General features: G+C 41.2%; 23 protein-coding genes. 10 read left to right on the top strand and 13 right to left on the bottom strand.

Going from position 1 to position 26106, the window contains the following annotated elements; genetic code table 11:
* Nucleotides 1-37 precede the first annotated feature (37 nt).
* Nucleotides 38-709: a bacillithiol biosynthesis deacetylase BshB2 gene (gene bshB2, locus RCG25_RS00620; protein WP_308081752.1), complete on the top strand. Its 672-nt coding sequence runs from the start codon at nucleotides 38-40 to the stop codon at nucleotides 707-709.
* A 786-nt stretch (nucleotides 710-1495) separates the two neighbouring features.
* Here bshB2 and RCG25_RS00615 read toward each other — a convergent pair.
* Nucleotides 1496-2239 (bottom strand): Crp/Fnr family transcriptional regulator, encoded by a 744-nt coding sequence (locus RCG25_RS00615; RefSeq protein WP_308081751.1) that lies wholly within the window; start codon nucleotides 2237-2239, stop codon nucleotides 1496-1498.
* A 240-nt stretch (nucleotides 2240-2479) separates the two neighbouring features.
* Here RCG25_RS00615 and RCG25_RS00610 point away from each other — a divergent pair, with 240 nt between their 5' ends.
* The 7 genes from RCG25_RS00610 to RCG25_RS00580 all read left to right on the top strand — a co-directional run bounded on the left by RCG25_RS00610 (nucleotide 2480) and on the right by RCG25_RS00580 (nucleotide 9151).
* Complete coding sequence (locus tag RCG25_RS00610; protein WP_308081750.1) at nucleotides 2480-2926, top strand: cytochrome C; 447 nt, start codon at nucleotides 2480-2482, stop codon at nucleotides 2924-2926.
* Between the two features lie 21 nt (nucleotides 2927-2947).
* The gene (gene nosZ / locus RCG25_RS00605; protein ID WP_308081749.1) at nucleotides 2948-4813 is read left to right on the top strand and encodes a Sec-dependent nitrous-oxide reductase; all 1866 of its coding nucleotides are present in this window, start codon (nucleotides 2948-2950) and stop codon (nucleotides 4811-4813) included.
* Nucleotides 4814-4901: 88 nt separating this feature from the next.
* Nucleotides 4902-5480: a hypothetical protein gene (locus RCG25_RS00600; protein WP_308081748.1), complete on the top strand. Its 579-nt coding sequence runs from the start codon at nucleotides 4902-4904 to the stop codon at nucleotides 5478-5480.
* Complete coding sequence (nosD, locus tag RCG25_RS00595) at nucleotides 5477-6817, top strand: nitrous oxide reductase family maturation protein NosD (RefSeq protein WP_308081747.1); 1341 nt, start codon at nucleotides 5477-5479, stop codon at nucleotides 6815-6817. Before RCG25_RS00600 ends, nosD begins: the two co-directional genes overlap by 4 nt.
* Complete coding sequence (locus tag RCG25_RS00590) at nucleotides 6781-7578, top strand: ABC transporter permease (RefSeq protein WP_308081746.1); 798 nt, start codon at nucleotides 6781-6783, stop codon at nucleotides 7576-7578. The genes nosD and RCG25_RS00590 overlap by 37 nt, the downstream gene beginning before the upstream one ends.
* Entirely contained in the window at nucleotides 7575-8252 is a 678-nt protein-coding gene (locus RCG25_RS00585; RefSeq protein WP_308081744.1) for an ABC transporter ATP-binding protein, read from the top strand. The genes RCG25_RS00590 and RCG25_RS00585 overlap by 4 nt, the downstream gene beginning before the upstream one ends.
* Nucleotides 8249-9151: a FixH family protein gene (locus RCG25_RS00580; protein WP_308081743.1), complete on the top strand. Its 903-nt coding sequence runs from the start codon at nucleotides 8249-8251 to the stop codon at nucleotides 9149-9151. Before RCG25_RS00585 ends, RCG25_RS00580 begins: the two co-directional genes overlap by 4 nt.
* 427 nt (nucleotides 9152-9578) lie before the next feature.
* Here the strand turns inward: RCG25_RS00580 and RCG25_RS00575 are convergent, their stop codons facing one another.
* Nucleotides 9579-10442 carry a Cof-type HAD-IIB family hydrolase gene (locus RCG25_RS00575; RefSeq protein WP_374121022.1) on the bottom strand — a complete coding sequence of 288 codons (864 nt, stop codon included), beginning with the start codon at nucleotides 10440-10442 and terminating at the stop codon, nucleotides 9579-9581.
* Between the two features lie 62 nt (nucleotides 10443-10504).
* Entirely contained in the window at nucleotides 10505-11173 is a 669-nt protein-coding gene (locus RCG25_RS00570; protein WP_308081741.1) for a DNA alkylation repair protein, read from the bottom strand.
* A gap of 104 nt (nucleotides 11174-11277) precedes the next feature.
* Between RCG25_RS00570 and RCG25_RS00565 the strand changes: the two genes are divergently transcribed.
* A complete protein-coding gene (locus tag RCG25_RS00565) occupies nucleotides 11278-11427 on the top strand; it encodes a hypothetical protein (RefSeq protein ID WP_308081740.1) in 150 nt (49 codons plus the stop codon).
* Between the two features lie 63 nt (nucleotides 11428-11490).
* Here RCG25_RS00565 and RCG25_RS00560 read toward each other — a convergent pair whose 3' ends face one another.
* The 5 genes from RCG25_RS00560 to RCG25_RS00540 form a co-directional block, all read right to left on the bottom strand.
* Nucleotides 11491-12591, bottom strand: a complete 1101-nt coding sequence (locus tag RCG25_RS00560; RefSeq protein WP_308081739.1) for a PRK06851 family protein — start codon at nucleotides 12589-12591, stop codon at nucleotides 11491-11493.
* A gap of 338 nt (nucleotides 12592-12929) precedes the next feature.
* Entirely contained in the window at nucleotides 12930-13406 is a 477-nt protein-coding gene (gene ybaK / locus RCG25_RS00555) for a Cys-tRNA(Pro) deacylase (protein ID WP_308081738.1), read from the bottom strand.
* A gap of 90 nt (nucleotides 13407-13496) precedes the next feature.
* Complete coding sequence (locus RCG25_RS00550; RefSeq protein ID WP_308081737.1) at nucleotides 13497-15962, bottom strand: S8 family serine peptidase; 2466 nt, start codon at nucleotides 15960-15962, stop codon at nucleotides 13497-13499.
* A gap of 234 nt (nucleotides 15963-16196) precedes the next feature.
* Nucleotides 16197-16844 carry a response regulator gene (locus RCG25_RS00545; RefSeq protein ID WP_308081736.1) on the bottom strand — a complete coding sequence of 216 codons (648 nt, stop codon included), beginning with the start codon at nucleotides 16842-16844 and terminating at the stop codon, nucleotides 16197-16199.
* Complete coding sequence (locus tag RCG25_RS00540) at nucleotides 16819-18684, bottom strand: GAF domain-containing sensor histidine kinase (RefSeq protein WP_308081735.1); 1866 nt, start codon at nucleotides 18682-18684, stop codon at nucleotides 16819-16821. Before RCG25_RS00540 ends, RCG25_RS00545 begins: the two co-directional genes overlap by 26 nt.
* Nucleotides 18685-19309: 625 nt before the next feature.
* On the opposite strand from RCG25_RS00540, the gene RCG25_RS00535 reads away from it, so the two are divergent.
* The gene (locus tag RCG25_RS00535) at nucleotides 19310-21118 is read left to right on the top strand and encodes a TIGR04190 family B12-binding domain/radical SAM domain protein (protein ID WP_308081734.1); all 1809 of its coding nucleotides are present in this window, start codon (nucleotides 19310-19312) and stop codon (nucleotides 21116-21118) included.
* 32 nt (nucleotides 21119-21150) lie between these two features.
* Here the strand turns inward: RCG25_RS00535 and RCG25_RS00530 are convergent, their stop codons facing one another.
* The 5 genes from RCG25_RS00530 to RCG25_RS00510 form a co-directional block, all read right to left on the bottom strand.
* Nucleotides 21151-21858: an ABC transporter ATP-binding protein gene (locus RCG25_RS00530; RefSeq protein ID WP_308081733.1), complete on the bottom strand. Its 708-nt coding sequence runs from the start codon at nucleotides 21856-21858 to the stop codon at nucleotides 21151-21153.
* 1 nt (nucleotide 21859) lies between these two features.
* Nucleotides 21860-22639, bottom strand: coding sequence for an ABC transporter ATP-binding protein (locus tag RCG25_RS00525; protein ID WP_308081732.1), 780 nt, complete (start codon nucleotides 22637-22639; stop codon nucleotides 21860-21862).
* On the bottom strand, nucleotides 22614-23588 hold the full coding sequence (locus RCG25_RS00520) for a branched-chain amino acid ABC transporter permease (protein ID WP_308081731.1): 975 nt from the start codon (nucleotides 23586-23588) through the stop codon (nucleotides 22614-22616). The genes RCG25_RS00525 and RCG25_RS00520 overlap by 26 nt, the downstream gene beginning before the upstream one ends.
* Before the next feature lie 15 nt (nucleotides 23589-23603).
* Nucleotides 23604-24485, bottom strand: a complete 882-nt coding sequence (locus tag RCG25_RS00515) for a branched-chain amino acid ABC transporter permease (RefSeq protein WP_308081730.1) — start codon at nucleotides 24483-24485, stop codon at nucleotides 23604-23606.
* A gap of 262 nt (nucleotides 24486-24747) precedes the next feature.
* Nucleotides 24748-25920 (bottom strand): ABC transporter substrate-binding protein, encoded by a 1173-nt coding sequence (locus tag RCG25_RS00510; protein ID WP_308081729.1) that lies wholly within the window; start codon nucleotides 25918-25920, stop codon nucleotides 24748-24750.
* Between the last annotated feature and the right edge of the window lie 186 nt (nucleotides 25921-26106).

Below are 26106 nucleotides of genomic sequence, written 5' to 3'. Positions count from 1 at the left end.
GAGTGCTGAACAGTTATCTCGGAAAGGAGAATGAACTATGAAAAAAGAGCGCCATGTCTTGGTTGTTTTTCCTCACCCTGATGATGAGGCTTTTGGTGTATCAGGTACGATTGCGACTCATGTTCAGAATGGAACCCCTGTTACCTATGCTTGTTTAACATTAGGGGAAATGGGAAGAAATATGGGCAATCCCCCTTTTACCAATCGGGAAAATCTTCCTAAAATACGAAAGCAGGAATTGAAGGAGGCTGCCCACGTACTGGGTATTCAAGACCTTCGTATGCTAGGGTTCCGTGATAAAACGATTGAATTTGAAGATGATGAGAAGCTGACTAACACGATGTCAGCTTTAATAGACGAACTGAATCCATCGTTAATTATTACTTTTTATCCAGGCTATTCCGTCCATCCCGACCACGATGCCACCGGTGCGGCGGTTGTGAGAGCGGTTGAGAAGATGCCTGCCGCTGTAAGGCCGACCTTACACTGTGTCGCTTTCTCTAATAATTGTGTCGAAGAGCTTGGGGAACCGGATATTATCAACAATATCACGCCTGTTGGCCAAACAAAGCTCGCAGCCATCCAAGCACACCGTTCGCAGACAGAGCAGATGTTTATTGGTATGGAAGAGAAGCTAAAAAATCAAGACCCTCAAGTCATGATTTGGATTAATAACGAACGTTTTTGGACCTATAAGTTTGCAAACTAACAGCCCTTCGCGATTGAAGGGCTTTTTTTTCATTGGGATTATATTACTTGTTTCTCTTTCCTTTGACTTTTTGGGTAACGTAGACTGTTTCTAAGTTACCCTTTTCCCTTTTTCTTGGCCTGTTCGGTCACGAAGACTGTTTCTACATCTTCACTGTTGCCACAGGGAAAAAAGCAAACGGTCTCGTAGTGGAGCTCTATGCGACCGGTGTCACTGGAAAAAATAGCAAACGGTCTCGTAGAGGCGCTCTATGCGACCGTTACCTCTCGAAAAAGTGGCAAACGGTCTCGTAGTGGCGCTCTATGCGACCGGTGTCACTGGAAAAAATGGCAAACGGTCTCGTAGAGGTGTTCTATGCAACCTTTGCCTCTCGAAAAAATGGTAAAAGGTCTCGTAGAGGCGTTCTATGCGACCGGTGTCACTGGAAAAAATGGCAAACGGTCTCGTAGAGGTGTTCTATGTGACCTTTGCCACAGGAAAAAATGGTAAAAGGTCTCGTAGAGGCGTTCTATGCGACCGGTGTCACTGGAAAAAATGGCAAACGGTCTCGTAGAGGTGATCTATGCGACCTTTGCCACAGGAAAAAATGGCAAACGGTCTCGTAGAGGCGTTCTACGTTACCCTTTCCCCTTTTTCTTACCCTGTTCGGTAACGTAAACCACCTCTACGTTACACGCTCCTCTTTTTCTTCCCTTAATTGGTCACGTAGACCTCTTCTACGTTACCCATTCCTCTTTTTTCTTCCCTGTTCGGTCTCGTAGACCAGCTTCTACACCTTTTTCTATTCTAATACTCCCGATGCAGCAGCGTACAAAGACCGCACCAATCCAAAATAACAATTTTTCTAGACTTTAAGTCAATTAATCCTTCTTTCTTCAACTTCGAAAACACGCGGCTGACGCTTTCCCGAGTTGTCCCCACCACCGTCGCAAACTCCTGAACCGTCAAAGGAATCTCAATATCCCATCTGCCTCTCTCTGTGTTAAACTTCTCACCCAGCCGTTCAAGAGTCTTCACCGTTTTTGCATACACATCCAACAAGGCAACATCTCTTAGCTGAGACGTCATCTCCCTTAAACTATCACTCATATAGCGAATCATTTGCATCGCAAGCTCAGGTTCATTATATAAATCCCTCTCTAATTCCAGTTTATCCAAGAACAGAATCTCTCCGTCCTGCAGCATCGTGGCTGTTGCCGGATACTTAGCTGTTTTTTGCGTAAACAAACCCGCCTCAGCAAACACATCCCCTTTTTGCTTCACACATACGATGATTTCATTGCCGTTCTCATCCTGCTTTGTCAGCTTCACCGCGCCCAAACGGACAAAATAAACCCCTCTCGCAATCTCATCCTCTGAAATAATCCTGGTCCCTTTTTTAAAGGTAAAAGTCTGAATCCGTTTTTCAATGACTTGCAGAGATTTAGGCGATAAATCCTTAAAGATGACAATTTTCCGCAGTAGATCGATATGCTTCCCCTCTTGATAAACCGATAAATGTAGATCCTTTAAACACTCAGACTCTCTCACTTTCCCCACCACCTCTTCATTCACTCATTTCTACCATTCATTGTAAGTAAGTTCCAACCAAGATGTAGTGATGAGATTCACAAAACGTTCATTTTTTTAAAACAGCAACAAAACAGGACTTTACTATCCCATTCACAAAACGTTCATAAACAAAAATAAAACTGTGCTGTACATCACAATTTTCCGGTTGCAATCCCTTTAGGATGAAGGTGTTCATTTGATAAAAAAGGAGGGGACAGAATGAATAAGGCAATTTTAAGCTTCGTCATAAGCGCCGTACTCGGCTTTGGTCTTGGCTACCTTGTTTTCGGCGTCATTATGGGCGCTTCTGAACAGCCATCACAAACAGCCCAAACAGAAACAAAGGCCACAACCGAAACCAAAGAAGAAAGTACCGCTGCTAAAGAAACAAGCAGTGCATCTGTTAGCGAAGACAATATCCTTAGCAAAAAGGGATGTCTTGCTTGCCACAGTGTGGAATCCTTAAATATTAAAGCTGGTGCAGTAGGCCCAGACCTTTCACAGGCATTTGTCAACGTTGAAGGTAAGCACGGCAAGCCCATTGAAGAATTCTTGAAACAACCAACATCAGCTGTTATGTCTGGTGTTATCAGCAAAAACCCATTAACAGATGACGAGCGGAAGCAGGTTTTAGATCTTCTTAAGCAAGCATCAGAAGCAAAATAATGAAAAAGGTGGTGTAATTATATGAAAAAATGGATTCCGATCGCGTCGGGATTACTCGCAGGGTTTGTAGCAGCTACGATATCGTTTGCTGATTTTTCAACGAAAACAAACACAGAAGCTGCATCTAGCACCAAAAGCAACGCTGAAAAGGTATATGTTCCATTTGGTGAAAAAGATGATTATTATCTTTTTGCCTCTGGAGGTCACTCTGGACAAATGTTTATTTACGGTGTTCCCTCCATGCGTAAAATAAGAACCATTCCCGTTTTCTCACAAGATTCTGCAACAGGTTATGGTTTCGATGAGCATTCAAAAAAATTAATGGGCGGTTACACTTGGGGAGACCTTCATCACCCAGCCTTCTCAGAAACAAAGGGTGACTATGATGGTAAATGGATGTTTGCAACCGACGTAGGTAATAGCCGAGCAGCAGTTGTCGATTTAAAAACATTCACAACAAAAGACATTATTAAGGTTCCAAATACAGCTGGCCCTCACTGTGCAGCATTCGTTACCGAAAACACAGAGTATATGTTCTTACCTACTCGTTTCGCAGTGCCGCTTGGGCAGAAGTATGAATCACTTGATGATTACAGTGCAAAATATCGCGGTGTCATGTCTGCCGTCACGTTTGACGAGAAAAATGTAAAGTTAAACATTGGTTATCAGGTGGCTCTTCCACCTTGGTCCTATGACCTTTCCGATGCAGGGAAAAAAGGCTCTGCTGATTGGGCAGTTATGACAACGTATAATACGGAAGAATCAACAACAACAATGGAAATTAATGCATCACAGGCAGACCGTGACTATATCGTTCTGTTCAATTGGAAAGAGCTTGAGAAGATGGTCAAAGAAGGTAAGTACGAAGAGGTTGATGGCCAAAAGATGATCTTCCCTGAAAAGCAAAAGGGCGGAATTTATTTAGTTCCTGTTGCGAAATCACCACACGGTGTGGACGTTACTCCTGATGGAAAATACTTCATTGCTTCAGGAAAACTTGCACCTGCAATGACAGTTTTCTCTTTTGAAAAAGCATTTAAAGCGGTTGAAAATAAGGACTTTGCTGGTGAAAGAAACGGAATTCCTATCCTTAACTATGAATCTGTTATGGAAAGAGAAGTTAACCCAGAAAATGCTCTTGGACCACTTCATACACAATTTGACGATAAAGGCATGGCTTATACAACCATGTTCATTTCATCTGAAATTGTTAAGTGGGATCCTAAAACAGGTAAAACATTAGACCGTGTACCTGTGCAGTACTCGCCAGGACACTCTGTTTCCGCTGAGGGAGATACCGTAGCACCTGATGGTAAATGGCTCATTGCATTAAACAAGATTGCTAAAGATACGTACTTGTCAGTTGGTCCTTCACATCCAGAATCCATGCAACTAATTGATATTAGCGGCAAGATGAAGGTTATCATGTCTGCACCAGTAGATCCTGAACCACACTATGCTCAGATGATTAAAGCAGACAAAATCAAGACAATTAATGTATATCCAAAGGATACGAAGAATAAAGACGCAGTTTACAAACAAAGTGAAACAAAAATTGTTCGTAAAGGAAACGAAGTACATGTGTATGGCATTGCCATGCGCTCAAGATTTATTTTTGACGCAAAATCCAAACGCCCTGACGTCATTGAAGTGAATCAAGGTGATCATGTATTTATCCATTTAACCAATATCGACTTCGATGAAGATATTACCCACGGTTTTGCCATTAATAGCTATGACTTAAACATGGAAGTACAGCCTGGTCAAACAAACACAATGGAGTTCACCGCTGATAAAGCAGGAACCTTCCCACTCTATTGTACGAATTTCTGCTCTGCACTGCATCAGGAAATGAACGGCTACTTCCTTGTTAAGCCGAAGAACTAATGTCATGAATGGCGAGGCTGACTTAGCTGCAACGTGGTCAGCCTCGCCTCCATTTAATTTAGTTAACAGCATATTAGGAGTGATTAACTTGAATGATAGTAAGAAAGGTAGTAAATTTTCGGTTACTTCCTCTTTATTGATCACATTATCTGCCGTTTTGATTGTTATCTCCATGTTTTTCCCATGGTGGAAAATGGTTTTTTACGCACCACAATATCCCGAAGGGTTAAATATTATTGTGTATCCGAACAAACTTAAAGGAGAAATCGACATTATCAACGGTCTAAATCACTATATTGGAATGTCAAATTTCAGTGAAAAGAATTTCCCGGAACTCTCCTACCTTATTTATATTATCGGCGGATTAGCTGGCCTAACTCTTTTAACTGCTATTCTTCGAATGAAGAAAGTCCTTTATGGATTAATAGGAATCATTGCCCTTGTGGGTGTCACTGGGATCTTAGACCTCCACTTTGCACTGCAACGATATGGAACAAACTTGAGCTCAAAAGCTCCCATTAAAATTGATCCATTTGTTCCTCCGATTATTGGGGAAAACACGGTTGCCAATTTTATCACACACAGTATGCTTGGCACAGGGATCTATTTTGTGATTGCTGCCTTTATTTTATTATTAATTCCTTTATGGAAGGATCGAGTAAGATGAAAAAATTAGCGCTCCTATCTCTCATTTTTTCTCTCTTTTTACTTATGAAACCCGAGAAAAATATGGCGGCCGAAAACTTACAAGCGTTGATCGACAGCATGAAAGAAGGAGCGGTATTAAAGCTCGAGGATAAAACGTATGTAGGTAATATTGTTATTAATAAACACATGACAATAGTAGGCTCAAAGAAAACCGTGATTAAAGGAGACGGAACGGGGAATGTCATTTCAATCAAAGCCCCCCATGTGAAGCTGAGCCATCTTACCGTTACAAATAGTAGTATGAATCGGAACTCTGCAGAAGAGTATGCAGCAATCAAGGTTTATACAAACAATAATGTGGTTGAACACATTCATATCCGTCATTCCTTTCACGGGATTTATTTAAGCCAGGCTCACCACAATACCATTCGATATAACGATATTATAGGCATGGGCAAAGGCGAAATCGCCGCTCAAGGAAATGGCCTGCACATTTATTACGCAAAAGATAACTTACTTTCTCATAATACAATTGAAGGCACGCGTGATGGCATGTTCTTTGATTATGCTAATAATAATAAAATCTTGGATAATAACATTAGTAATACTAGATATGGCTTACATTATATGTACTCTGATGAAAATATTTTTAAACGAAATATTTTCACCATGAACACAGGCGGCGCAGCTGTCATGAACTCGAATCATCTAACACTTGAAGACAATCAATTTATCGTTAACTATGGAAATCAATCGTTCGGCTTATTACTCCTACAAGCCAATGATAATTATATAAACAATAATACGTTTTACATGAACCAACGAGGCATGTATATTGATCAATCAACTAAAAACACCATTATTAAAAACAAAATCATTCAAAACCAAATTGGGATTGAGCTTTGGGCTAGTTCCAATGACCAAATTTTCTCGCTAAACAAGATTACTGAAAATACCCTACCTGCTGTCACCCTTGGTGGAAAAGGAGACAGCAACTTTTGGAGTAAAGATGGGAAGGGAAATGACTGGGGAACCGCTTTTCCGCTCACTGATTTAAATCAAGACGGAATTGGCGATTTTAAGGTAACCTATCATTCTTCTCTCCATCAGCTGATCGAGGACCAGGAATTGACCAATCTATTTTTAAAAAGTCCTGCCATTAAAATCTATGAAAAAATTAATGCCACTTTAACGAACGACGAAGTCATGTTTACGGACCCACATCCGTTAGCAGCTGAAAAAAGCAGTCATTTATCTGTTCTACTCACTGTTATCGGCCTGCTGGTGGTTTTCATTTTATTAAAAGGGAGACATTTACTATGCATTACATTTGGAAGGAATGGAAGGAAAATATAAGAGGAAAAGGACTATGGCTTTCCTTAAGTATCATCGTTCTCATTTCAATCAGTATATTGTTTCGTTCCTCTGTCCTTTCATTTGATAAAGGCTTTTATGTTCTCTTAATCAATCTATTTGATACAATTATTTACTTTATCCCGATCCTTTGCTTATTCATCGGGGCCTTCTCCATTTTTCAGGAAAAGGAACAAAAAACGTTAATCATGTTACTAACGAAAAAAGACAATTTTTCTACCTTCTTCGTAAAAAAATGTCTGGGACTGTATACCGTGGTTTTAGTCCCGCTTCTAGCTTGGTTTTTCTTCTATTTACTATTGTTAAAGTTTAATTTTCAACTTGATATGAAAGCCTACTTTATCTTTGTAGTAGCCATAACCTGTTTAGCGTTAGTGTTTTTACAAATGGGTGCAGCCATTGGCAGCTTCAGCCGTTCGCGGATGCAGATTATCGGTTATACCATTTTCGTCTGGTTTTATTTCTTCTTTTTACATGATTTTATCTTGCTCTCATTTTTACCTGACGTGACCCATGAAAATGTAAAACTCTTTTCATCCGCCTACTTTTTAAATCCATTACAGGCAGTGAGGATGTTCCTCGAGACGGGAATGGGCGTGTATTCCTTCGGCCATATGTCACGACTCCTGCAGGCCTTTATGTGGACAAAGCCCGTATTCTTTTTACTGGGAAATCTAGCGTTTTGGCTTATGGTTTCCTACTCAACTGCCATTTTGTTCAACCGGAAGGAGGGGTATGAATGATTAAAGTATCAAATTTAAACCAATCCTTCGGGAAAAAGCTTGTATTAGATGCAGTTACTGTTGAGATTCAGAAAAATGAAATCTGTGCCCTTGTCGGCCGCAATGGAGCAGGGAAATCCACCTTTATCAATAGCCTTCTAGGGCTCTTACCCGTTAAGCAAGGGACGATTGCCATTAATGGAGTTGAAGTGACGAAGAAAAATAACGAATGGAAAAAGGCCATTGCTTACTTACCGGAAAAATTTATGCTCTATCCCATGCTGACAGGTCTTGAGAATATGACCTTTTTCGCAGAAGCGGTGTTTAAACAAGCGGATGCGGAGCGTATTCAACAGGTGTTGACCGCCGTGAGACTGTGGGACGACCGCGATGTCCAGGTAAAGAAATATTCCAAGGGAATGCTGCAGCGCCTAGGTCTGGCGATTACCTTGTATCAAGATTCATCTCTTCTGATTCTAGATGAACCGACAAGTGGCATTGATCCCATGGGGCGAAAGGAAATCTTAGAGGTGTTAGGCTCTCTTCAAGATAAAACCATTTTGCTTTCCTCCCACCATTTGGATGAAATTAAGCAGGTGTGTACTCATGTGGCTTATTTAGATGATGGAAAAATGGAAAAATATACAGTAGAGGAATTTTTAAACACTCATAACCTAGGAGGAATCGGCTCATGAAGACACGAACCATGCTCGTCTTACTGCTGCTGCTCAGTTTAATAACCGGCTGCAGCAGTGGCCCTGATTATAAAATCGATGTGACGAAGGAGCTTTACTATCAAAAGGATACCGCTATGCCGTTTGAAATAAAGGTAACGGAGAACAAGAAAGCGGTTAAAGGTCTGAAGGTTACCACGCAATTATCGATGACCAATATGGATCATGGGTCTTACGACGTAAAGCTTACTGAAGGAAAAAACGGAACCTATACAGGTAAAGTGAATCTGCCAATGGGCGGCAAATATGAAGCAGCGTTTACGTTAGAAAAAGACGGAAAAAAGACAGAAAAGGTCATCGACATTAACGTAACGAAGCCTAAGGGAGTAGCTAAAATCAACGGAGAATGGGTTACGAATGAGGATGTAGCTTTCTATCAATTCATTAATCAATTGCAGCTGGAAATCAACCGTGAGGCGGCGAAGAAGAAATACACAGGTAAACAATTAGAGGAAGAGTTGGCCTACTTAGAATCGCAGGAGAAAGTAAATAACAATAAGAATCAAGTCTTAACACAAATTATCCGACTCCGCTCAATGGCGATGCTTGCGAACGAAAAAGGTCATCAGGCAACGGCTGTCGAAGTGGATGAAGCCTTGGGTAAAGCCCGCGAACAGTATAACCAATATGATTCTGCTAAAAAGTTAATTACCGAATATGGTGAAGAGAAGTTCTGGACGACTGAAAAACAGCAATACGAGATGATTGTTCTTGCGCAAAAGGTCCAAAAAGACCTGATTGCAAAGGTCAAAAAGGAAAACCCAACCTTCGGCGAGCAGGAAGTATATTTCCAAGCCCAAAAACAATACGAAGAACTCCTCGTCTCCCAAGTCAACTCATTGAAGATTGAGATCTTGTAGGGTGCCATGCACCTAAAAATCCCGGGAGACTGGTCTGATGAAAGACAAATCTTCCGGGATTTTACTCTGTAATGTCCTTCATTTTGTTTATGAAAGACAAATCTATTTGGGTTTTAGCCAAAAATGTCCTTCATCCACCCTATGAAGGACAAATTCACCTGGGTTTTAGCCAAAATTGTCCTTCATCCACCTTATGAAGGACAAATCTACCTGGGTTTTAGCCAAAATTGTCCTTCATCCACCCTATGAAGGACAAATTCACCTGGGTTTTAGCCAAAATTGTCCTTCATCCACCTTATGAAGGACAAATCTACCTGGGTTTTAGCCAAAATTGTCCTTCATCCACCCTATGAAGGACAAATCCACCTGGGTTTTAGCCAAAATTGTCCTTCATCCCCCTGTACTTACCCATAGACCGCTCCCTTACCTATAATACCTCCAAAATCGCTTTCGCCACACCATGCTCGTTGTTGGGAGCTGTCACTGCATCACATAAAGACTTTATGTACGAGCCCGCATTGCCCATCGCAACCGATCTTCCTGCTGCTTCAAACATCGAGACATCATTAAAGTTATCACCAATTGCCATCGTCTCCGATAGCTTGATTCCTTTTGCTTGCACAAAAGATGCAAGCGCAATGCCCTTTTGAGCATTCTTATTGGTAATTTCCAAGTTCTCATGACCCGAGGTGGATACAGCCAGGTCGTCCAACTCAGCAAGAGATTGGTTAGCTGTTTCCAATTTGTCTGCATCAAAATCGAATGCTAAGAATTTATAGATTTGATAGTCATTACTGGAAAATAGAACCTCATAATCTTCAATGGTATGAATTAAGCCATCACTTATTCTTGCTCCCGCTGCCTTCACAATCTCTTGGACATTTGCTTCTGGATTTGCACTGACAACGATGTCGACTAGAATGGAGACTGCCTTATCCGCATCAATCGTATAGGCTCCCTTGTCGGTGTACACTTCAAAATACACGTCTTTTTCAACCAGCTTTGCTGCTACTTTTCTTGCCAACTCTTTACTAATTGGAGTCGCTGCAAGAACTTCACCATCTTTCGAGCGCACCTCCGCACCATTCACACCAATCACCGGGCAGTTTAAACCGGCTTCTGCTAATACATAGGTTGCTTCCTGATAGGATCTGCCCGTTGCCACAATAAATTCAATTCCTTGTGCCTGTGCTTTTAAAATCGCTTTTTTATTTTCTTCACTGATGGTTTGTGTGGAATTCAATAATGTTCCATCCATGTCTGATGCAATACATTTAATCAAGAGTCTCACCTTCCAAAATTTTTCATTATGCCCATTCTAACATGAATAGTTAAACCGTATCGTTTAAATGCTCAGTCTACATATTTGCTTCCTTCTCTTACGCTTAACGGGGCAAGACTGTTTTCATTGATAAACTGCTTCACCGAGGACGGATTGGTTTTGGAGTATTCCCTAAGCGCCCAGCCAATGGCCTTTTGGATAAAAAATTCCTTACTGTCAGAATTGCTCCTTATGTATCGGTACAGCCGCTCTTTATCGGTTTTCTCTTTGTATTTTAACTGAAAAAGAATCGCCGTTCGTCGCAACCACATATTGTCATGTTCTGCCCAGTCGTCAATCGTTTCCTCAATGATTTCCGGAAACTTCTCTGCTATTTTTCCCACCGGCTTTGCCGCAATTGCATCCACCGTATCCCACCAGGATTTCTCCAATACTAGTCTTTCCATTAAGGCCAAATCCCCTTTTTGCAACTTCTTTAACGATTTTTCTATGTAGGTTAAGGCCATATATTGATATTCTCTTTCATCTTTTTCCCAAAGCTCTATAATAAATTCTTGATCGAATGGCTCTTTCAATATTCCTGCTTCTTTGAAAAATACCTTTTCCAGCTCCTTCCGGATAGGAGACTTGATTCCTAAAAAAGGGAAATGATTCTTCATATACTTCGTCATCGGCCCCGCCTCTCGTTCGTTGCGGTACGCTTCAAACAGATTTGTTACCTTTTCTATTTTGGTTGGCAAAAAAAACGCCCCTTCCCATTACTGTTTTTTCCAGTTTACCCTTTATTTATTAGCATGAAAACACATCCAAACAGCAAACTACAAATAACAAGGAGGGATGAACCATGACTAAGAAATACAACAAAGGTAGCAAAAATCAAAATTCCCCTCAAGCAGGGCATGCGGAAGCAGAGTTTGCGACTGAATTTGTAAGTGGCGATAACAGTAAGGGCAAAAAAAGCAATCATACGCAAAAGAAGAAACAAAAGAAATAAACAGGAAAAGGGGTCAGACCCCACTATGATGTAGTGCGGTTTGACCCCTTTAACATGCTATTATTAAACGGTAGAAGCCGCTAAATTCTTAATTTCCTCAGCAATTTTACTTTGAATTTTTTCAACAACCGAGAAGTCCATCGCAGCTACATAAATTTCTTCAAGCTCATCGTGCAACTCTTTTGCTTTAGCTAGATAGCTGGTCGCTTCAGTCATTTTATTTTTGTACTTAGCAGAAATTTTACTGATAAAATCAGCAAAAATTTCGTCTGTTCCAGGTTCAATCAAAAGTTCATACATGTCGAGGATTTCGTCGCCATCACGGCTCGGAAAGTATTCATGTGGTGCCGTACTATCAAAAATAGCGATGCCGAGCTCTCTGAAAATACACATATCGAGGCTATTTGGATCAAAGCCGCAGTGATAAATCTCTACATCCACACCACGTTCCTCGGCCGCAGCTGCTAGTTTTTTCAACATCGTTGATTTCCCGGAACCAGGGCGCCCTTTAATAAAGTAGCGTTTAGGAATCTCTTCTGTTAAGTTCGGAACGAAATCAACCGCGCCTTTAGGTGTCGCTGCACCTAAGAATCGATGACGGACATCAGGCGTTTTATTCAATCTCATTTTCCCAAAGAAGGTGTCAATTAATTTTTTTGTTAATTGATCAGCCTTTTTAAAATCCATACTATTAATATAAATTTTTTCCCAATCATCATGAATTTCTAATGCTTCCTTAAATGTTGCGTAGGCCTTTTGAAAGGACTGGCTAATCTGTCTGGTGAGCTTTTGAATCACATATTTTTGCACACTAAGAGCACGGGCATTCCAGGCTTCACCTAGGTTTATATATTCTTCCACTGCTCCAGGTGCATTCGGCTCAATGACATGCGGTGCGGTTCCATCAACGATCCCGACTTTTAACGCTGGAATGAGCACGCCATCAATGGAATTATTATCAGAGGAACAATGTAAAAACTCTACATCATAGCCCTGTTCCACCCATTCGTTGCCTATTTTTTTCATCAATGAAGATTTACCTGTCCCTGGACCACCTTTTAAAATAAACAACCGATCTAGTCCTTGAAGATTGGAATCGTAAAGGTTATGGAAACCTCTGGCTGTGTTCCCGCCAGCAAAATAATTTCTAATTTTCCCTGCCACTTATCAACACTCCCTTTTACGCTACTCAACTGCGCCTCGTTTATCCTCTAGTCATATTTAATGGCCAGTTATTAGGTGAGATATTTACACCCTATCATATGCGCTTCTGGGTTATAGGTGAGTGCCCATGGAAAAATTCATTTTATTCTCATTTTGCTCTGTTAAATTTGTCTGTTGATTTCCGCTCCAGGCGCGAGCGGTTCGTGGGCGTTTCGGCGAGCCTCCTCGGCGCATGCGCCTGCGGGGTCTCACCTGAACCGTACTCCCACAGGAGTCTTCGTGCCTTCCGCTCCAATCAACAGGGTATAAAAATCAACATTGTTCTTTAACACAGCCTCTCATTTAATGATGTCCAGAATCTCTGCCTTTGTTACTTCTTTTAATACATTAGGCTCCACTACTATTTGAACGCCAATCTTCCCTGCGCTGACCACCATCTCAGGCAACTCGCTACAGCTTTCGTCCAAAAAGGTCTTGTATTCTTTTTTCATCCCGATAGGGGAGCAGCCACCACGGATATAGCCTGTCCACTTTTGAATATCCTTTACAGGAAGCATCTCCATGCTTTTTTCACCCGCTGCTCTTGCTGCCTTTTTCAAATCCAATTCCTCGGCAACTGGAATGACGAACACATAAATATGTTTGCTTGGGCTTTGTGCCACGAGCGTCTTATAGACTTCCTTTGGCTCCCGACCGATTTTTCCCGCTACAGAAATCCCGTCAATTTTTCCATCCTTATTATCGTATGTAAGCATGTCATACTTGATTTTCTTCGCATCCAGTATGCGCATTGCATTGGTTTTAGCTTGTGCCATGATCATCATCCTCTAACTATTTATACTAATTATAGTATATCAATTTCTTCCATTAAAAAGGAGAGCTGCTTGTGACAGCTCTCCTTCCTATTATTGAAACCAGGCCTGATAGTAACGCGTTACGGCGACCGCATAATCGCCTCTTGTTACCTTTTTGCTTGGCTCAAAGCTGGCTTCAACGGTTGGGACTAAATCATATGTTCCTTGTTTCACCTGGAAGATGGCATTAAGGATGTTCAGGTCAAGTGCCAATTGAACATAACCTCTAAGCGCTACGGGAATAGAGGAGCTATCCTTAATTGGAACTCGTTCACCCTTGTAAAGTACCGTCACATCTCCTGTTTTTTCTTTGGCTTGTTTTTCTAATCCAAGCGCTTGAACAAGGGAGTATGCCAGTTCTGCGCGGTTGACCTCACCGTTTGGATTAAAATTGCCGTTTGTATCGAGAAGCATAACGCCACCCTGTGTTTGAACCGCATCACGAATGACCGCTCCTTTTGCCACAACTGCTTTCGCAAATGGCCCATCACCTGCTGACACATCCTTTAAAGCTGGAGTCTGGCTTTGCCTCACTCCAGTCCCCATGACTAAATAATGTCCTAGTTCCTTTCGTAAAAGGTTTTGCTTTGGTTTGTATGATCCATCCGCATATCCATCAACCAGTCTTTCACTTACAGCCATTTGGATGGCAGAAGCTGCAGGATCGCCAGAAATATCCTTCAGGCCGGTGTAGCCGCTCACCTTCGCCATAGAAACCGTTCCTTGAATGGTTTCGGGCAATCCAACACCAACTGGGTTAGATTCGTCGCCATGCAGCCCGTCAATTCTAACCTTCCACTCTCCAGCCATGGGTGAATTGACGGAAGCCGTCCGATCAGGATAAAGGGCGAACAATAAGCTGATTCCCGAGCTATACTCTGTCCCGTCTGGAGCGACTAAAATGAGATTCACAGGGTTTCCTGTTTGCCCAAGCAATCCGGTTGCATCCATTCGAGCAGAGAGTTGGGAAACTCCTTCTGCGACTGAAAATGAGTAGGTGTTTGACGATAATAATATTGGATTATACTCCACCTCAAAAGGAGATCTCGTGACTGTTGATTTAACATTGCTATTGAATGTTTGATAGGCGTTTACGGTTGTGCCATATTGGTTTCCAAACAGGACAGCATCAAGTGCGGCATAGGCATTCACATAGCCGGTGCCCACTTCCCATGTTTCATAGCCAGGCATATTTGTAGCTGTATCCTGTAAAATTTTCTTGATTTCATCTGGTGACAACGTGGGCTTTACCTCTAACATGAGCGCAGTAATCCCTGCCACATGCGGTGTTGCCATAGAGGTACCACTCATGGCTGTATAATATGGCAGGTAGGCTGGTTCAATTAGCTCCGCATCTGTTGTTGCACCTAACGTTGAGACGGGGGCGAGAACTCGAGTTGAAATAATATCGACTCCTGGTGCGGTCACACTCGGTTCATCCTTCCATGTCCACGTCTTACCATCCATTTCAAAGGTACCACCGACTCCCTTTGTCCCTCTTGAAGAAAAATCTGCCAGTGATCCATCTTTTTCTCCGGCAGCCACAGAAATGACCCATGGAGCTTTTGCGTAAGGGTTATGGGTGTTTTCTCCCGGCCCTTCATTCCCTGCTGCGAATAAGACGGTAATGCCACGGTCGTGGGCTGCCTTACTGGCTATATTAATCGGATCATTAGGATCAAAGTCGCCTGATGAACCCCAGGAATTTGTAATCACTCGAATATTATATTCAGATTGATGGGTGATAGCATAATCGAAACCGCCAATGCCATCAAGAACAAAGAGGGCTGCACCTGAACCGTAACCTATTAAACTAGCACCTGGAGCAACCCCTTCATATTTCCCTTTTGAGCTTTCTCCTGTCCCGCCAACAATACCGGCAACATGCGTACCGTGTCCCGAATTAGAGTCCGTGTTTGGCACATTTTCTACATAAGTGATTGGCAGTAAACTAGGCTCCAAGCTGTTTAAATTTGTACTTGCCATTACGTTTTGGACTAGGTGACTGCCAAATTGCAGATCTTTATGCGTTCCATCCACACCGCTGTCGTTGATTACCACACCAATCCCTTTTCCCGTTATCGGCAATCCTCCATTTGCCTTTTGCATCGCTGTATCTGTTCGTACTTTATCTACCCCTGTTAAACTGGTCGCATCTGCATTGTAATAAGTGAGCTTACGATTTAAATAAATCGACTTTACTCCCGGAGAAGCAGCGAGTTTATTGATTTGATCCTTCGTTGCAAGTATCCCCGCCATTGGTAAAGCATTCATTGAAAGTCCTTTGGAGATTCCTAGACTGTTTAACAGATTAAGTTGGTCTTTTGTTGGAGCGCCCTTTCCATCAAAGGTCACTATGACCTGTAATGGGTCTACGGCTGTATCGAGTGCTTTGAGCAATTTACTATCGATGATAGCAGATGTCCCTTCAGCGTTCGCTTTTGATAGACCAGGAATTACAAGTGATACTAGTATGACGAGAGTAAGAAAGACTGATAACCACCTTTTCTTTTTCACAATCCATTCCCCTTTTCTACTAATAGTTGTTAGGTCTATTGTCTAAAAAAGGAGACGATAACACTATTCAGCAAAGGGAGTAATTACCGTAAGAATAAGTACTAATTTGTTTTCGTACTTAAGTTATAGGACATAGTCCTGTTGGTCTTCGTGCCTTCCGCTCCAGTAAGCAGAAAAGGGTCAGGCATCATGTGATGGATTCACATGGTGTCTGACCCCCTTTACAGTTTCCTTTTATGCTAATGGGACGAGCTGGTTTTGGACGGCGTAGATGACGACTTGTGAACGGCTTTTTACGCCGAGTTTTTTGAAGATGTTGCTGACATGGATTTTTACGGTTTTATCACTGATATATAGACTTTGCGCAATCTCTTTGTTATTCATTCCTTTAACCAGACACAAAAGCACTTCTTTTTCCCTTCCGGTCAGCACGGAGTCGGTCTTTTCTTCGATAGGCTCTGCCTTCTGTTGTTGGAAACCCAGGAACTTCTTTGTCATAGCAGGGTGAATAACCGACTGACCATTAGCAACCGCACGGATCGCATCAATGACATGCTGTGAAGGAGCATCCTTCAGAAGATATCCATCCGCCCCTTCGCGGATGGCTGACATAAAGAACTCATCATGATCATGCATAGTCAAAATGAGAATTTTAACAGCCGGATAACGCTCTTTTATCACACTTGTTGCTTCTATGCCATTTTTTTCAGGAATATTAATATCCATTAGAATGACATCCGGTAGAATCTCATCCACCTTCGCAATCGCATCATTCCCATTTACCGCCTCTGCCACTACTTCAATATCGGCTTCCATTCCTACTATGTTTTTAAGACCATCACGCAATACCGCATGATCATCGACTAGCATAAGCTTGATCACGTAAATCACTCCCTTCAATTCCCATTCTTGGTACGGTTAACGTAATCTCTGTTCCCGCTCCTTCTTTACTGTCTACTTGGAGCGAAGCTTGGATTTTCTCCGCCGCCTCATTCATATGCAGGATTCCAAAATGGGGGTGCTGCCTTGCTTTAATCATCGCCTGGAATAATGAAAATCCCTTCCCATTATCCTTAATTTTTAATAGAACATGCTCCTTTTGATAGCTTAATAAAATGTCAATCTTCGTTGCCTCTGCATGCTTAAGGGCATTCTGCATACTCTCTTTGCAGATATCGAATATAATTTTTTCCACCATAGGGCTGAGCTGAAACTCAGGGCCGCGGGTATCAAATGATATGTCCATGTTTGAATCTCGTTGAATCGCGCTGATTTTTGAGGCAATTGCCGACAGCAGCCCCACGCGTTCTGTTGGATATGGGCGAAGAGCATAGATCGATTCCCTAACTTCCTTTAAGCTTCTCCTCAGCTTTTCCGTGCTTTCTACCATTAGTCGGAACGAGTCATCTGGCATTTTAGTGAATTTCCGAGTGGCTGTCTCCAAATTCATGATGGCCCCTGCTAATGATTGAGCCACCCCATCATGAATATCACGCGCAATTCGATTTCTTTCTTCTAAAATCAGCCTTTTTTCCTGTTCAGCAAACAGCCATTTCGTCTTAATTAAGACGGCTAACTGATTGGCAAGGGTAGCCGCTGACTGCCTATCTTCTTCCGTAAAGCTTTTTGACCGAACTCTTCCAAAGACAAACATACCAACCAGCTCATTTTCAAGCACTAATGGGGCATATAATAACGACCCCACTTCTTCTGAAAATATTTTTCCCGCAGGCCCCGCGTCCTTTTTCGTATGATGGTAAACGGTTAACTGCCTAGTTTTATCAAACGCCAGAGCCGCTTCATCTGTTAAAATGATTTCATCCATAACTAATCCTGAGGCAAACCTTAGATTCCAACCCTTTTTTTCTCTTTTCCATAAAATCCAGGCATCCACATCTATAAATTCCTGAAGATTATTGGCTAAAAAAGATAACCAATCTGGTGCTGCAATTTTTTTATTAAGTTCAGAAGAGATACTAAATAGTGCCTTTAATTTTGATTTCTCCTTCTTTAAGTTAGCAATAATGGAACTTAATAGTGCAAAGCACACTAATGGAGCAAAAAAGAAAAAGAACGAAAAGACATCAATTTCTCCTCTATTTTGATTTCCAAGAAAATAAAAAAGGACTAGGTATCCATATGAAAGTAGGAAACTATTCAATTCCTGCAGCGTTTTCCGCTTCCATATACGGAAGTTATAGAGCTGAGGTCTAATCGTAAGCAATACATCAACAATTAAATTATTAACAAGATAAAAAGGCAGGATAAGCAGGCTAAAGTGAAGAACTCCTTGCAGGAATCTTGACTGTAGTTCAATTGTTAAAAATGATAAAAACCATTGACTGATTAAGTGTGCAGTATAAAAACTGATAAGTAGCAAGGCAGGATTAAAAAACACAATCCTGAGCGGCCTTCTTTTATATAGATTAATCATTGCCACGATACATCCATAGGAAAGAACTGTATATGAAAGGCCATCCATTACATAAATGGCATACACGAGTGGAAAGGAAATCGTAACGGTGCCTTTCCAAACTGGCAATGGAAAAAACTCGACAATCAGTAGAAAAACAACTAATAAAGCAAGAATCATTGTTTCATTAGGTGCCGTTATTTTTGCTAGTCCAAATTGGATAAAGATCCAAATGCCAATAAGGGAGACGCACAGTAAAAAGTACCTGGATAACCGTTCCTTTTTTTGCGAATTGGACGAATTATTCATTCATTTCTCTCCTTCATCCGCTTTTGATTTGATATCTAAATTTTCTGTTAATTACTGTTAGTTTAATGGAAATATTCTATAAACACAATAAAAGAGGAGCCATGATAATAAAAATAAAGCTGAAATTTCCCAATAGGACAAAGAAAAGCGGAAGCGCCTTGATCAGCCCCGACAGGCAAATGTTCTTCTGCAAGAAAAGTCGTTCTTTGACTTTTATTGCAGAAGGTTATTTGACCCGAGGGGCTAGGCGCTAGAGCTGGACAATTCTCGAAGTCGAATTTTATACTTTTTTATTACAAAGAAAAACCCAGACCGGTCCAATGAAACACACTGACCGATACTGGGCCAAACCGTTTCCGGCTTGTAAAATGATTATGGCACAGTTTCCCTTTTTTTTATATTTGCTAAAAGGATTATTCTTCTCTACTACCTTTGTATTAATGAGTACAAGTCTATGGTTAGGGTCCTAAATTCAACTGGGTTTATCCACAAAATCACCCAAATATTGTCACCCGTTTGTCACTCTATCAACCAATAAGTATAGTAAACTAAAATTATAAACCCTACCTTATACTCCATTGTGAATATCTTCACAAATCAACCATCTATTTTAAGAGGTGAAATTATGAAATATGATTTAGTTCTCCTGCATGCACCCAGTGTGTACGACTTTAGGAAAAATGCTTTGCTTGCAGGCCCAATAAGTGATGTTGTTCCGTCATCACCTGTGTTTGAAATGTATCCCATTGGATTGACAAGTATTGCGGATTACCTTGAAAGATATGGCCTGCGGGTAAAGATCATCAATATTGCCAATCGGATGCTGATGAATTCATCATTTGATGTCGAAGCAAAATTAAGCAAAATCCAAACAAAAGCATTCGGAATAGACCTTCATTGGCTCCCGCATGCACATGGCAGCATTGAACTTGCCAAAATAGTAAAAACCCTTCATCCGCAAACACCCATCATTTTTGGCGGGTTATCAGCCACCTATTATCATAAAGAGTTAATTGACTATCCATTTATCGACTTTGTTATGCGTGGCGACTCTACCGAAAAGCTGATGCTTCTCCTGATGAACAAAATTGAGGCAGGGAACACTCACTATGCTGATATACCCAATTTAACTTGGAAAAAAGGCAGTGAGTACGGCAACAATCCAATTACGTATGTACCTAAGGATTTAGATGATATAGACATTCCTGGCTATCGCTACACCATTCGCTCCGTTTTCAAATACCGAAATTTCCTTGACCCCCTTCCTTATAACGGATGGCTTCAATATCCTAACACAGCGCTGTTAACAGCGAGAGGATGTACACAAAACTGTTTGATTTGCGGGGGATCAAGAGAAGCTTATGATCAAAACTGTAACCGCAATTCACTTGCCCTACGATCACCAAAAAAGTTAGTGGAGGACATTCAATTTATTTCACGGTTTAGCCGCGCACCCATTTTCATTCTTCACGATCTTCGGCAGGGTGGTCGTGAATATGTAAATGAGTTTTTTAGCCGCCTTAAAAAAATCAACCTAAAAAATGAAATCGTCTTTGAACTGTTCCAGTATGCCGACGAAGAATTTTTCAAGCAAATGAATGAAAGTGTGCCCAAATATAGTATTGAAATCACCCTTGAGACACATGATGAGAAAATTAGGCGTTACAATGGGAAGTTCAGCTGTACCAATCAAAAGGTCATAGACACCCTTAACTTTGCTCTAAAGAATGGCTGTAAAAAAATCGATTTGTTCTTCATGGTGGGGATCCCAGGACAGACGTACCAAAGTGCCATCGAAAACATCGATTTCTGTGAAACGATTCATCTGGCCTGCCATCAGGATCCAAGAGTCTATTACTTTGTGGCACCGCTTGCTCCATTCCTAGATCCTGCAAGCCCTGCTTTTGAACATCCAGAGCTTCATGGCTATAAAAAATTCTGCCACACCCTTGAAGATCACCGCACAGCGATCACTCAGCCTTCCTGGAAGCATATGCTTAGCTATGAAACAAAAGATATGACCAGGGATGATATCGTGAATGCCACCTATGAATCTGCTAATAAATTAAACGAGTTCAAGCTTCAATATCATCTAATTGATCAAGAGGGATATCAAGAAATCAATGGGAAGATTGAGAAATCAATGGCCTATATAGAAAAAATCGACCAAGTGTTGTCACTCCCTAAGGGAGATCAGGCAGCGGAATTGGTTAAAATTCAAAAGGAGATAGAAGAGTTAAATAAATACAGTATTTGCGGAAAGAATGAGCTAAAGTGGGAGGTTCAAAAGAATTATGCCAATTTCTTTTCACTCGCTTTAGTGGGATTAGAGCAGCTTTATCAGGATTACTCCAACATCATTCGAGCGAAATTAAGTCCAAAACAAAGGTTTCAATTCACACTTGATGCAGAGCGTCAAAAATTAAAAGTATAAAGAATGAAAAAAAGGGGTTCAATCCCCTTTTTTTAATGCCCGCCTAAATAGGCAGCTCTTATTTGGTCTGATTGGCTCAGCTCTTCAGCGGTACCTGCAGCCACTATTTTTCCTGTCTCGATGACATAGGCACGGTCAGCAATGGATAATGCCATATTCGCATTTTGCTCAACTAGTAATACAGTCGTTCCTTGCTGATTGATTTCCTCAATGATCTTAAAAATGGTTTTTACCAACAATGGGGCAAGACCCATGGATGGCTCATCTAATAGCAAAAGGCGCGGCCTTGCCATTAATGCACGACCCATCGCAAGCATTTGCTGCTCCCCACCTGAAAGTGTACCCGATTGCTGCTTACGGCGCTCTTCCAATCGTGGGAAAAGCTGATAGACTTTTTCAAAATCCTCACGAATGCCTTTCTTGTCTTTTCGTAAATAGGCACCTAATTCTAAATTTTCCTCAACGGACATATTTTGAAATACTCGACGCCCTTCAGGAACCTGAGAAATTCCTCTCTTAACGATGGATTGGGCAACCTTCCCAGCTACGTGTTCATTTTCAAACACGATTTCTCCGTTCTTAGGCTTCAGGAGACCAGAAATCGTTTTTAAAAGCGTACTTTTACCCGCACCATTTGCCCCAATCAGTGTGACGATTTCTCCTTGATTGATCTCGAGGGAAACCCCCTTCAATGCATGAATATTTCCATAATAGACATTCATATCCTTTATTTTTAGCATATTAAGAGACCTCCTCGCCAAGATACGCTTCGATGACTTTCGGATTATTTCTGATTTCTTCTGGGGTACCATTAGCAATCAACTGACCATGGTCAAGGACATAGATTCGTTCACAAACTCCCATCACTAGAAGCATGTCATGTTCAATTAATAGAATGGTTAATGAAAATTTCTCGCGAATGAGGGCGATTAAATTCATCAATTCCTCGGTTTCCTGCGGGTTCATACCAGCTGCCGGTTCATCCAAGAGCAATAACTTTGGATTCGCAGCCAGTGCTCTAGCAATTTCCAGACGGCGCTGCTGTCCATATGGTAAGTTCTTTGCTTTCTCATGTAATACATCGTCAAGCTTAAAGATTTTTAAAAATTCAATCGCCTTTTCTTCCATCTCCTTCTCGCCAGAAAAGTGGGAAGGGAAGCGAAGAATGGAGCTGAAAATGGAATGCTTTGACTGAGAATGATAAGCAACCTTTACATTATCAAGTACGGATAATTCACTAAACAACCGGATATTCTGGAAGGTACGGCTGATTCCCTTTTTCGTAATCCGATAAGGAGCTAGACCGTTCAATTTTTCTCCCTCTAATGAAATACTCCCTTCAGTCGGAACATACACACCTGTTAGCAGGTTAAAGAAGGTTGTTTTTCCGGCACCGTTTGGGCCTATTAAACCGACAAGTTCACCCTGTTTTAATTCCAGGTTTACATCAGACACCGCCTTCAACCCGCCAAATCGGATTCCTGCATTTTCAACCTTAAGCAACTGTGTTTTTGCTGCCATGCTGTACTCCTCCTTTAGCGGATTTACTAGATTTAAAGAATGAAGTAATCTCTTTTGTGCCCATTAATCCTTGTGGACGATAAAGCATCATTACGATTAAGACTAAGCTATAGATGACCATCCGTACCTCTGGATAGTTTTGAAGATAGGTAGAGATAATAGTCAACAGGACGGTAGCAATGACAGCACCAGACATACTGCCTAAACCACCAAGTACAACGAAAATTAAAATATCAAAAGACTTTAAGAATCCAAAGTTGGTTGGTTGAATAATATAAAAGTTATGTGCAAAAAGAGCACCAGCAATTCCCGCGAAAAAGGCCCCAAGCGCAAAAGCAGCTACTTTATAATAAGTAGTATTAATCCCCATCGCATCGGCAGCAATTTCATTTTCTCTAATGGAGATACAGGCTCTTCCGTGTGTAGAGTTGGTGAAGTTGGCAATGACAATAATCGTCAATACGACACAGCCAATCAACCACGGCCATGTGGTCAAATGAGATACAGTCATCCCGCTGGCTCCGCCTACATAATCAATGTTCAAAAAGACAATTCGAACAATTTCACCAAAACCAAGAGTAGCAATGGCTAAATAATCTCCTCTTAAACGGAGGGTAGGGATCCCAATGATTAGACCTGCAACTGCTGCTGCTAATCCACCGACTACTAATGCTACTGGAAACGGCATACTTAATTTCATCGTCATAATCGCAGATGCATAGGCACCCACTGCAAGAAACCCGGCATGTCCAATGGAAAACTGGCCAGTAATCCCAATAATCAAGTGAAGACTTACCGCTAAAATAATATTAATTCCCATAAAAAACAGTGTATTTACATAAAATTGATTGAGTGTTCCGCCTGTAATTAAAAATTGCATCACTACTGCAAAAACAACGGCTAAAACGATTGAAGTCCAAAAAAACTTTGCCTGTTTAAAAATAGTCATCGTAGAAGCCTCCCCCTATACCTTTTCCCTGACATTTTTACCAAATAAGCCTGCTGGTTTGAAGATTAAAATTAAGATTAGAACAATGAATGCAACTCCATCACGCCATAAAGAATAGCCTGCCGCACTAACAAACGCTTCAATTGTACCTAAAACTAACCCGCCTGCCATCGCTCCAGGAATAATTCCGATTCCGCCTAAAACAGCAGCAACGAAGGCTTTCAGTCCCGGTATAATTCCCATCAGTGGTTCAATCTTTGTATAGTACATTCCAAAAATAACCCCAGCTGCACCTGCTAGAGCAGAACCGATAGCGAAGGTAGCAGAAATCGTGTTATTGACGTTAATCCCCATCAATCTTGCTGCATCCATATCATGAGAAACAGCACGCATCGCTTTTCCAATTTTCGTTTTATGAACAATGAATTGCAGAAGAATCATTAAGACTATGGATGTTCCTAAAATAAGGATGGATTGTCCACTAATTTTTACACCAAACACATCTAAGCTCTTGATTGGAACCAAATTACTTGGATATGCTTCTGGCTGTGCACCACGCGCATAAATCGTTCCATATTCGATAAACAAGGACACACCAATGGCGGTAATCAAGGCCGCAATCCTTGTCGCGTTTCTTAAAGGTTTGTACGCAATCCGTTCAATCAGCACCCCAAAAATCGCACATGCTACCATGGAAATAACTAAGGCAGGAAAAAATCCTAAATCTAAAATAGTAATAGAATAAAAGCCTATAAATGCACCGACCATGAATACGTCCCCATGGGCAAAGTTAATCAGTTTGACGATTCCGTATACCATTGTGTATCCAAGGGCGATTAATGCATAAATGCTCCCCAGGGATATTCCGTTGACTAATTGTTGTATAAATTGTTCCATGTCCAAACACTCCCTTAAAAGGACTTCAACTTGCTCTTAAAATGGGAATAGGGAGACATCCATGCTCCCTATTCATTTGCCCATTATAAAATTTATTGAACCTGTTGGCCGTTATCATGCGGCTCTGTCAATTTCCTGTCTAGCTCCAGCGCCTAGCCCCTCGGGTCAAATAACCTTCGGCAATAAAAGTCAAAAGGCGGACTTTTCTCGCCGAAGAACATTTGCCTGTCGGGGCTGAACAAGGCGCTTCCGCTTTTCTAATTTAAGGATTTACTTTTACTTTGAATTGTTGTTCACCGTTTACGTACTCAAGGATAACGGCTGCTTTGATTGGATCGTGATTTTTATCAAGCTTCATCTTTCCTGATACAAGCTCAAGTCCATCAGTTTCTGCAAGTGCCTTCTGAATTTTCTTAGAATCACTGCTTCCTGCACGCTTAATCGCATCAGCAATAAAGTACACAGTATCATAACCTAAAGCATTGAAAGCATCCGGTGATTTACCATCATATTTCGCTTTGAATGCCGAAACAAAGTCTTGTACTTTCTTGTCACTATCACCTGATGAATAGTGGTTTGTAATAAATGTATTCTTTAATGGATCCGCGCCGCCAGCAATTTTTACTAGAGTAGGAGAATCCCAACCGTCGCCACCCATAAGTGGTACATTTAGACCAATTTCACGAGCTTGCTTAATGATTAGGCCCACTTCTTCATAGTATCCAGGAATGAATACATATTCTGGATTCGCCGCTTTGATATTTGTTAAAGTAGCATGGAAATCTGTATCCTTTGCCACGTATGCTTCTTCTTTTACAATTTTCCCACCATTTGCCTTAAATGCCTTCTTGAACGCATCTGCAAGTCCCTTTGCATAGTCACTTGAGCTGTCAATAAGGATCGCCGCATTCTTAACCTTTAATTCTTTTGCTGCAAAGTTCGCTGCAACTGTACCTTGGAATGGGTCGATAAAGCATGTACGGAAAACAAAGTCACTTACTTTTCCATCTTTATTTGTAATAGTAGGGTTTGTACCTGTTGGCGTAATTAATGGAATCTTATTATCCTGCGCAATTTGTACCTGTGCAAGCGTATTTGTACTTGTTGCCGCACCGATGATTGCTGAAACCTTGTCTTGTGTGGCTAATTTAAGTGCACCACTTGTTGCTTCTGATGCCTCTGATTTATTGTCAAAAGTCACAAGTTTTAGTTTCTTTCCATCAATACCTTTTTTATTGATTTCTTCAATTGCAAGATCGATACCTTCTTTTTCTGATTGACCGTAAGAAGCTACTCCGCCTGAGAGCTCAAGGTTGGCTCCAATTTTAATTGTATCTCCTCCACCATCACCACTAGTAGTCGAGTTACATCCTGCCATTACGCCTGCTGCTACCATAAATGACATAAAAACACCAGCTAATTTTTTCTTTCTCATGGCTTTACCCCCTGTTTTTTAAAAAAATTTTCCCAAGATAGTTGCTCTACTGTTTGCAATAAAGATAATATTCTGAAAACATTGTACAAAATATTCAGAGGTTCGTCTAGTAGGAAAGTCCATTATTTTAAAATAATTTTGAAAATAATGAAAATTAATCTTTTCCTGCCCTAAAAGGCTTTACTT

Origin of the sequence: Neobacillus sp. PS2-9, from assembly GCF_030915525.1 — a bacterium.
Taxonomy (GTDB): Bacteria; Bacillota; Bacilli; order Bacillales; family Cytobacillaceae; genus Neobacillus.
This window is presented reverse-complemented; position numbering and strand designations above follow the sequence as displayed.

Coding starts and splice junctions, on each gene's coding strand:
- nosD (WP_308081747.1), top strand. CDS start 5,477: ATGAAAAAATTAGCGCTCCTATCTCTCATTTTTTCTCTCTTTTTACTT.
- RCG25_RS00580 (WP_308081743.1), top strand. CDS start 8,249: ATGAAGACACGAACCATGCTCGTCTTACTGCTGCTGCTCAGTTTAATA.
- RCG25_RS00520 (WP_308081731.1), bottom strand. CDS start 23,588: ATGACTATTTTTAAACAGGCAAAGTTTTTTTGGACTTCAATCGTTTTA.
- RCG25_RS00525 (WP_308081732.1), bottom strand. CDS start 22,639: ATGGCAGCAAAAACACAGTTGCTTAAGGTTGAAAATGCAGGAATCCGA.
- RCG25_RS00535 (WP_308081734.1), top strand. CDS start 19,310: ATGAAATATGATTTAGTTCTCCTGCATGCACCCAGTGTGTACGACTTT.
- RCG25_RS00610 (WP_308081750.1), top strand. CDS start 2,480: ATGAATAAGGCAATTTTAAGCTTCGTCATAAGCGCCGTACTCGGCTTT.
- ybaK (WP_308081738.1), bottom strand. CDS start 13,406: ATGGCACAAGCTAAAACCAATGCAATGCGCATACTGGATGCGAAGAAA.
- RCG25_RS00540 (WP_308081735.1), bottom strand. CDS start 18,684: ATGAATAATTCGTCCAATTCGCAAAAAAAGGAACGGTTATCCAGGTAC.
- RCG25_RS00515 (WP_308081730.1), bottom strand. CDS start 24,485: ATGGAACAATTTATACAACAATTAGTCAACGGAATATCCCTGGGGAGC.
- RCG25_RS00510 (WP_308081729.1), bottom strand. CDS start 25,920: ATGAGAAAGAAAAAATTAGCTGGTGTTTTTATGTCATTTATGGTAGCA.
- RCG25_RS00585 (WP_308081744.1), top strand. CDS start 7,575: ATGATTAAAGTATCAAATTTAAACCAATCCTTCGGGAAAAAGCTTGTA.
- RCG25_RS00565 (WP_308081740.1), top strand. CDS start 11,278: ATGACTAAGAAATACAACAAAGGTAGCAAAAATCAAAATTCCCCTCAA.
- bshB2 (WP_308081752.1), top strand. CDS start 38: ATGAAAAAAGAGCGCCATGTCTTGGTTGTTTTTCCTCACCCTGATGAT.
- RCG25_RS00590 (WP_308081746.1), top strand. CDS start 6,781: ATGCATTACATTTGGAAGGAATGGAAGGAAAATATAAGAGGAAAAGGA.
- nosZ (WP_308081749.1), top strand. CDS start 2,948: ATGAAAAAATGGATTCCGATCGCGTCGGGATTACTCGCAGGGTTTGTA.
- RCG25_RS00530 (WP_308081733.1), bottom strand. CDS start 21,858: ATGCTAAAAATAAAGGATATGAATGTCTATTATGGAAATATTCATGCA.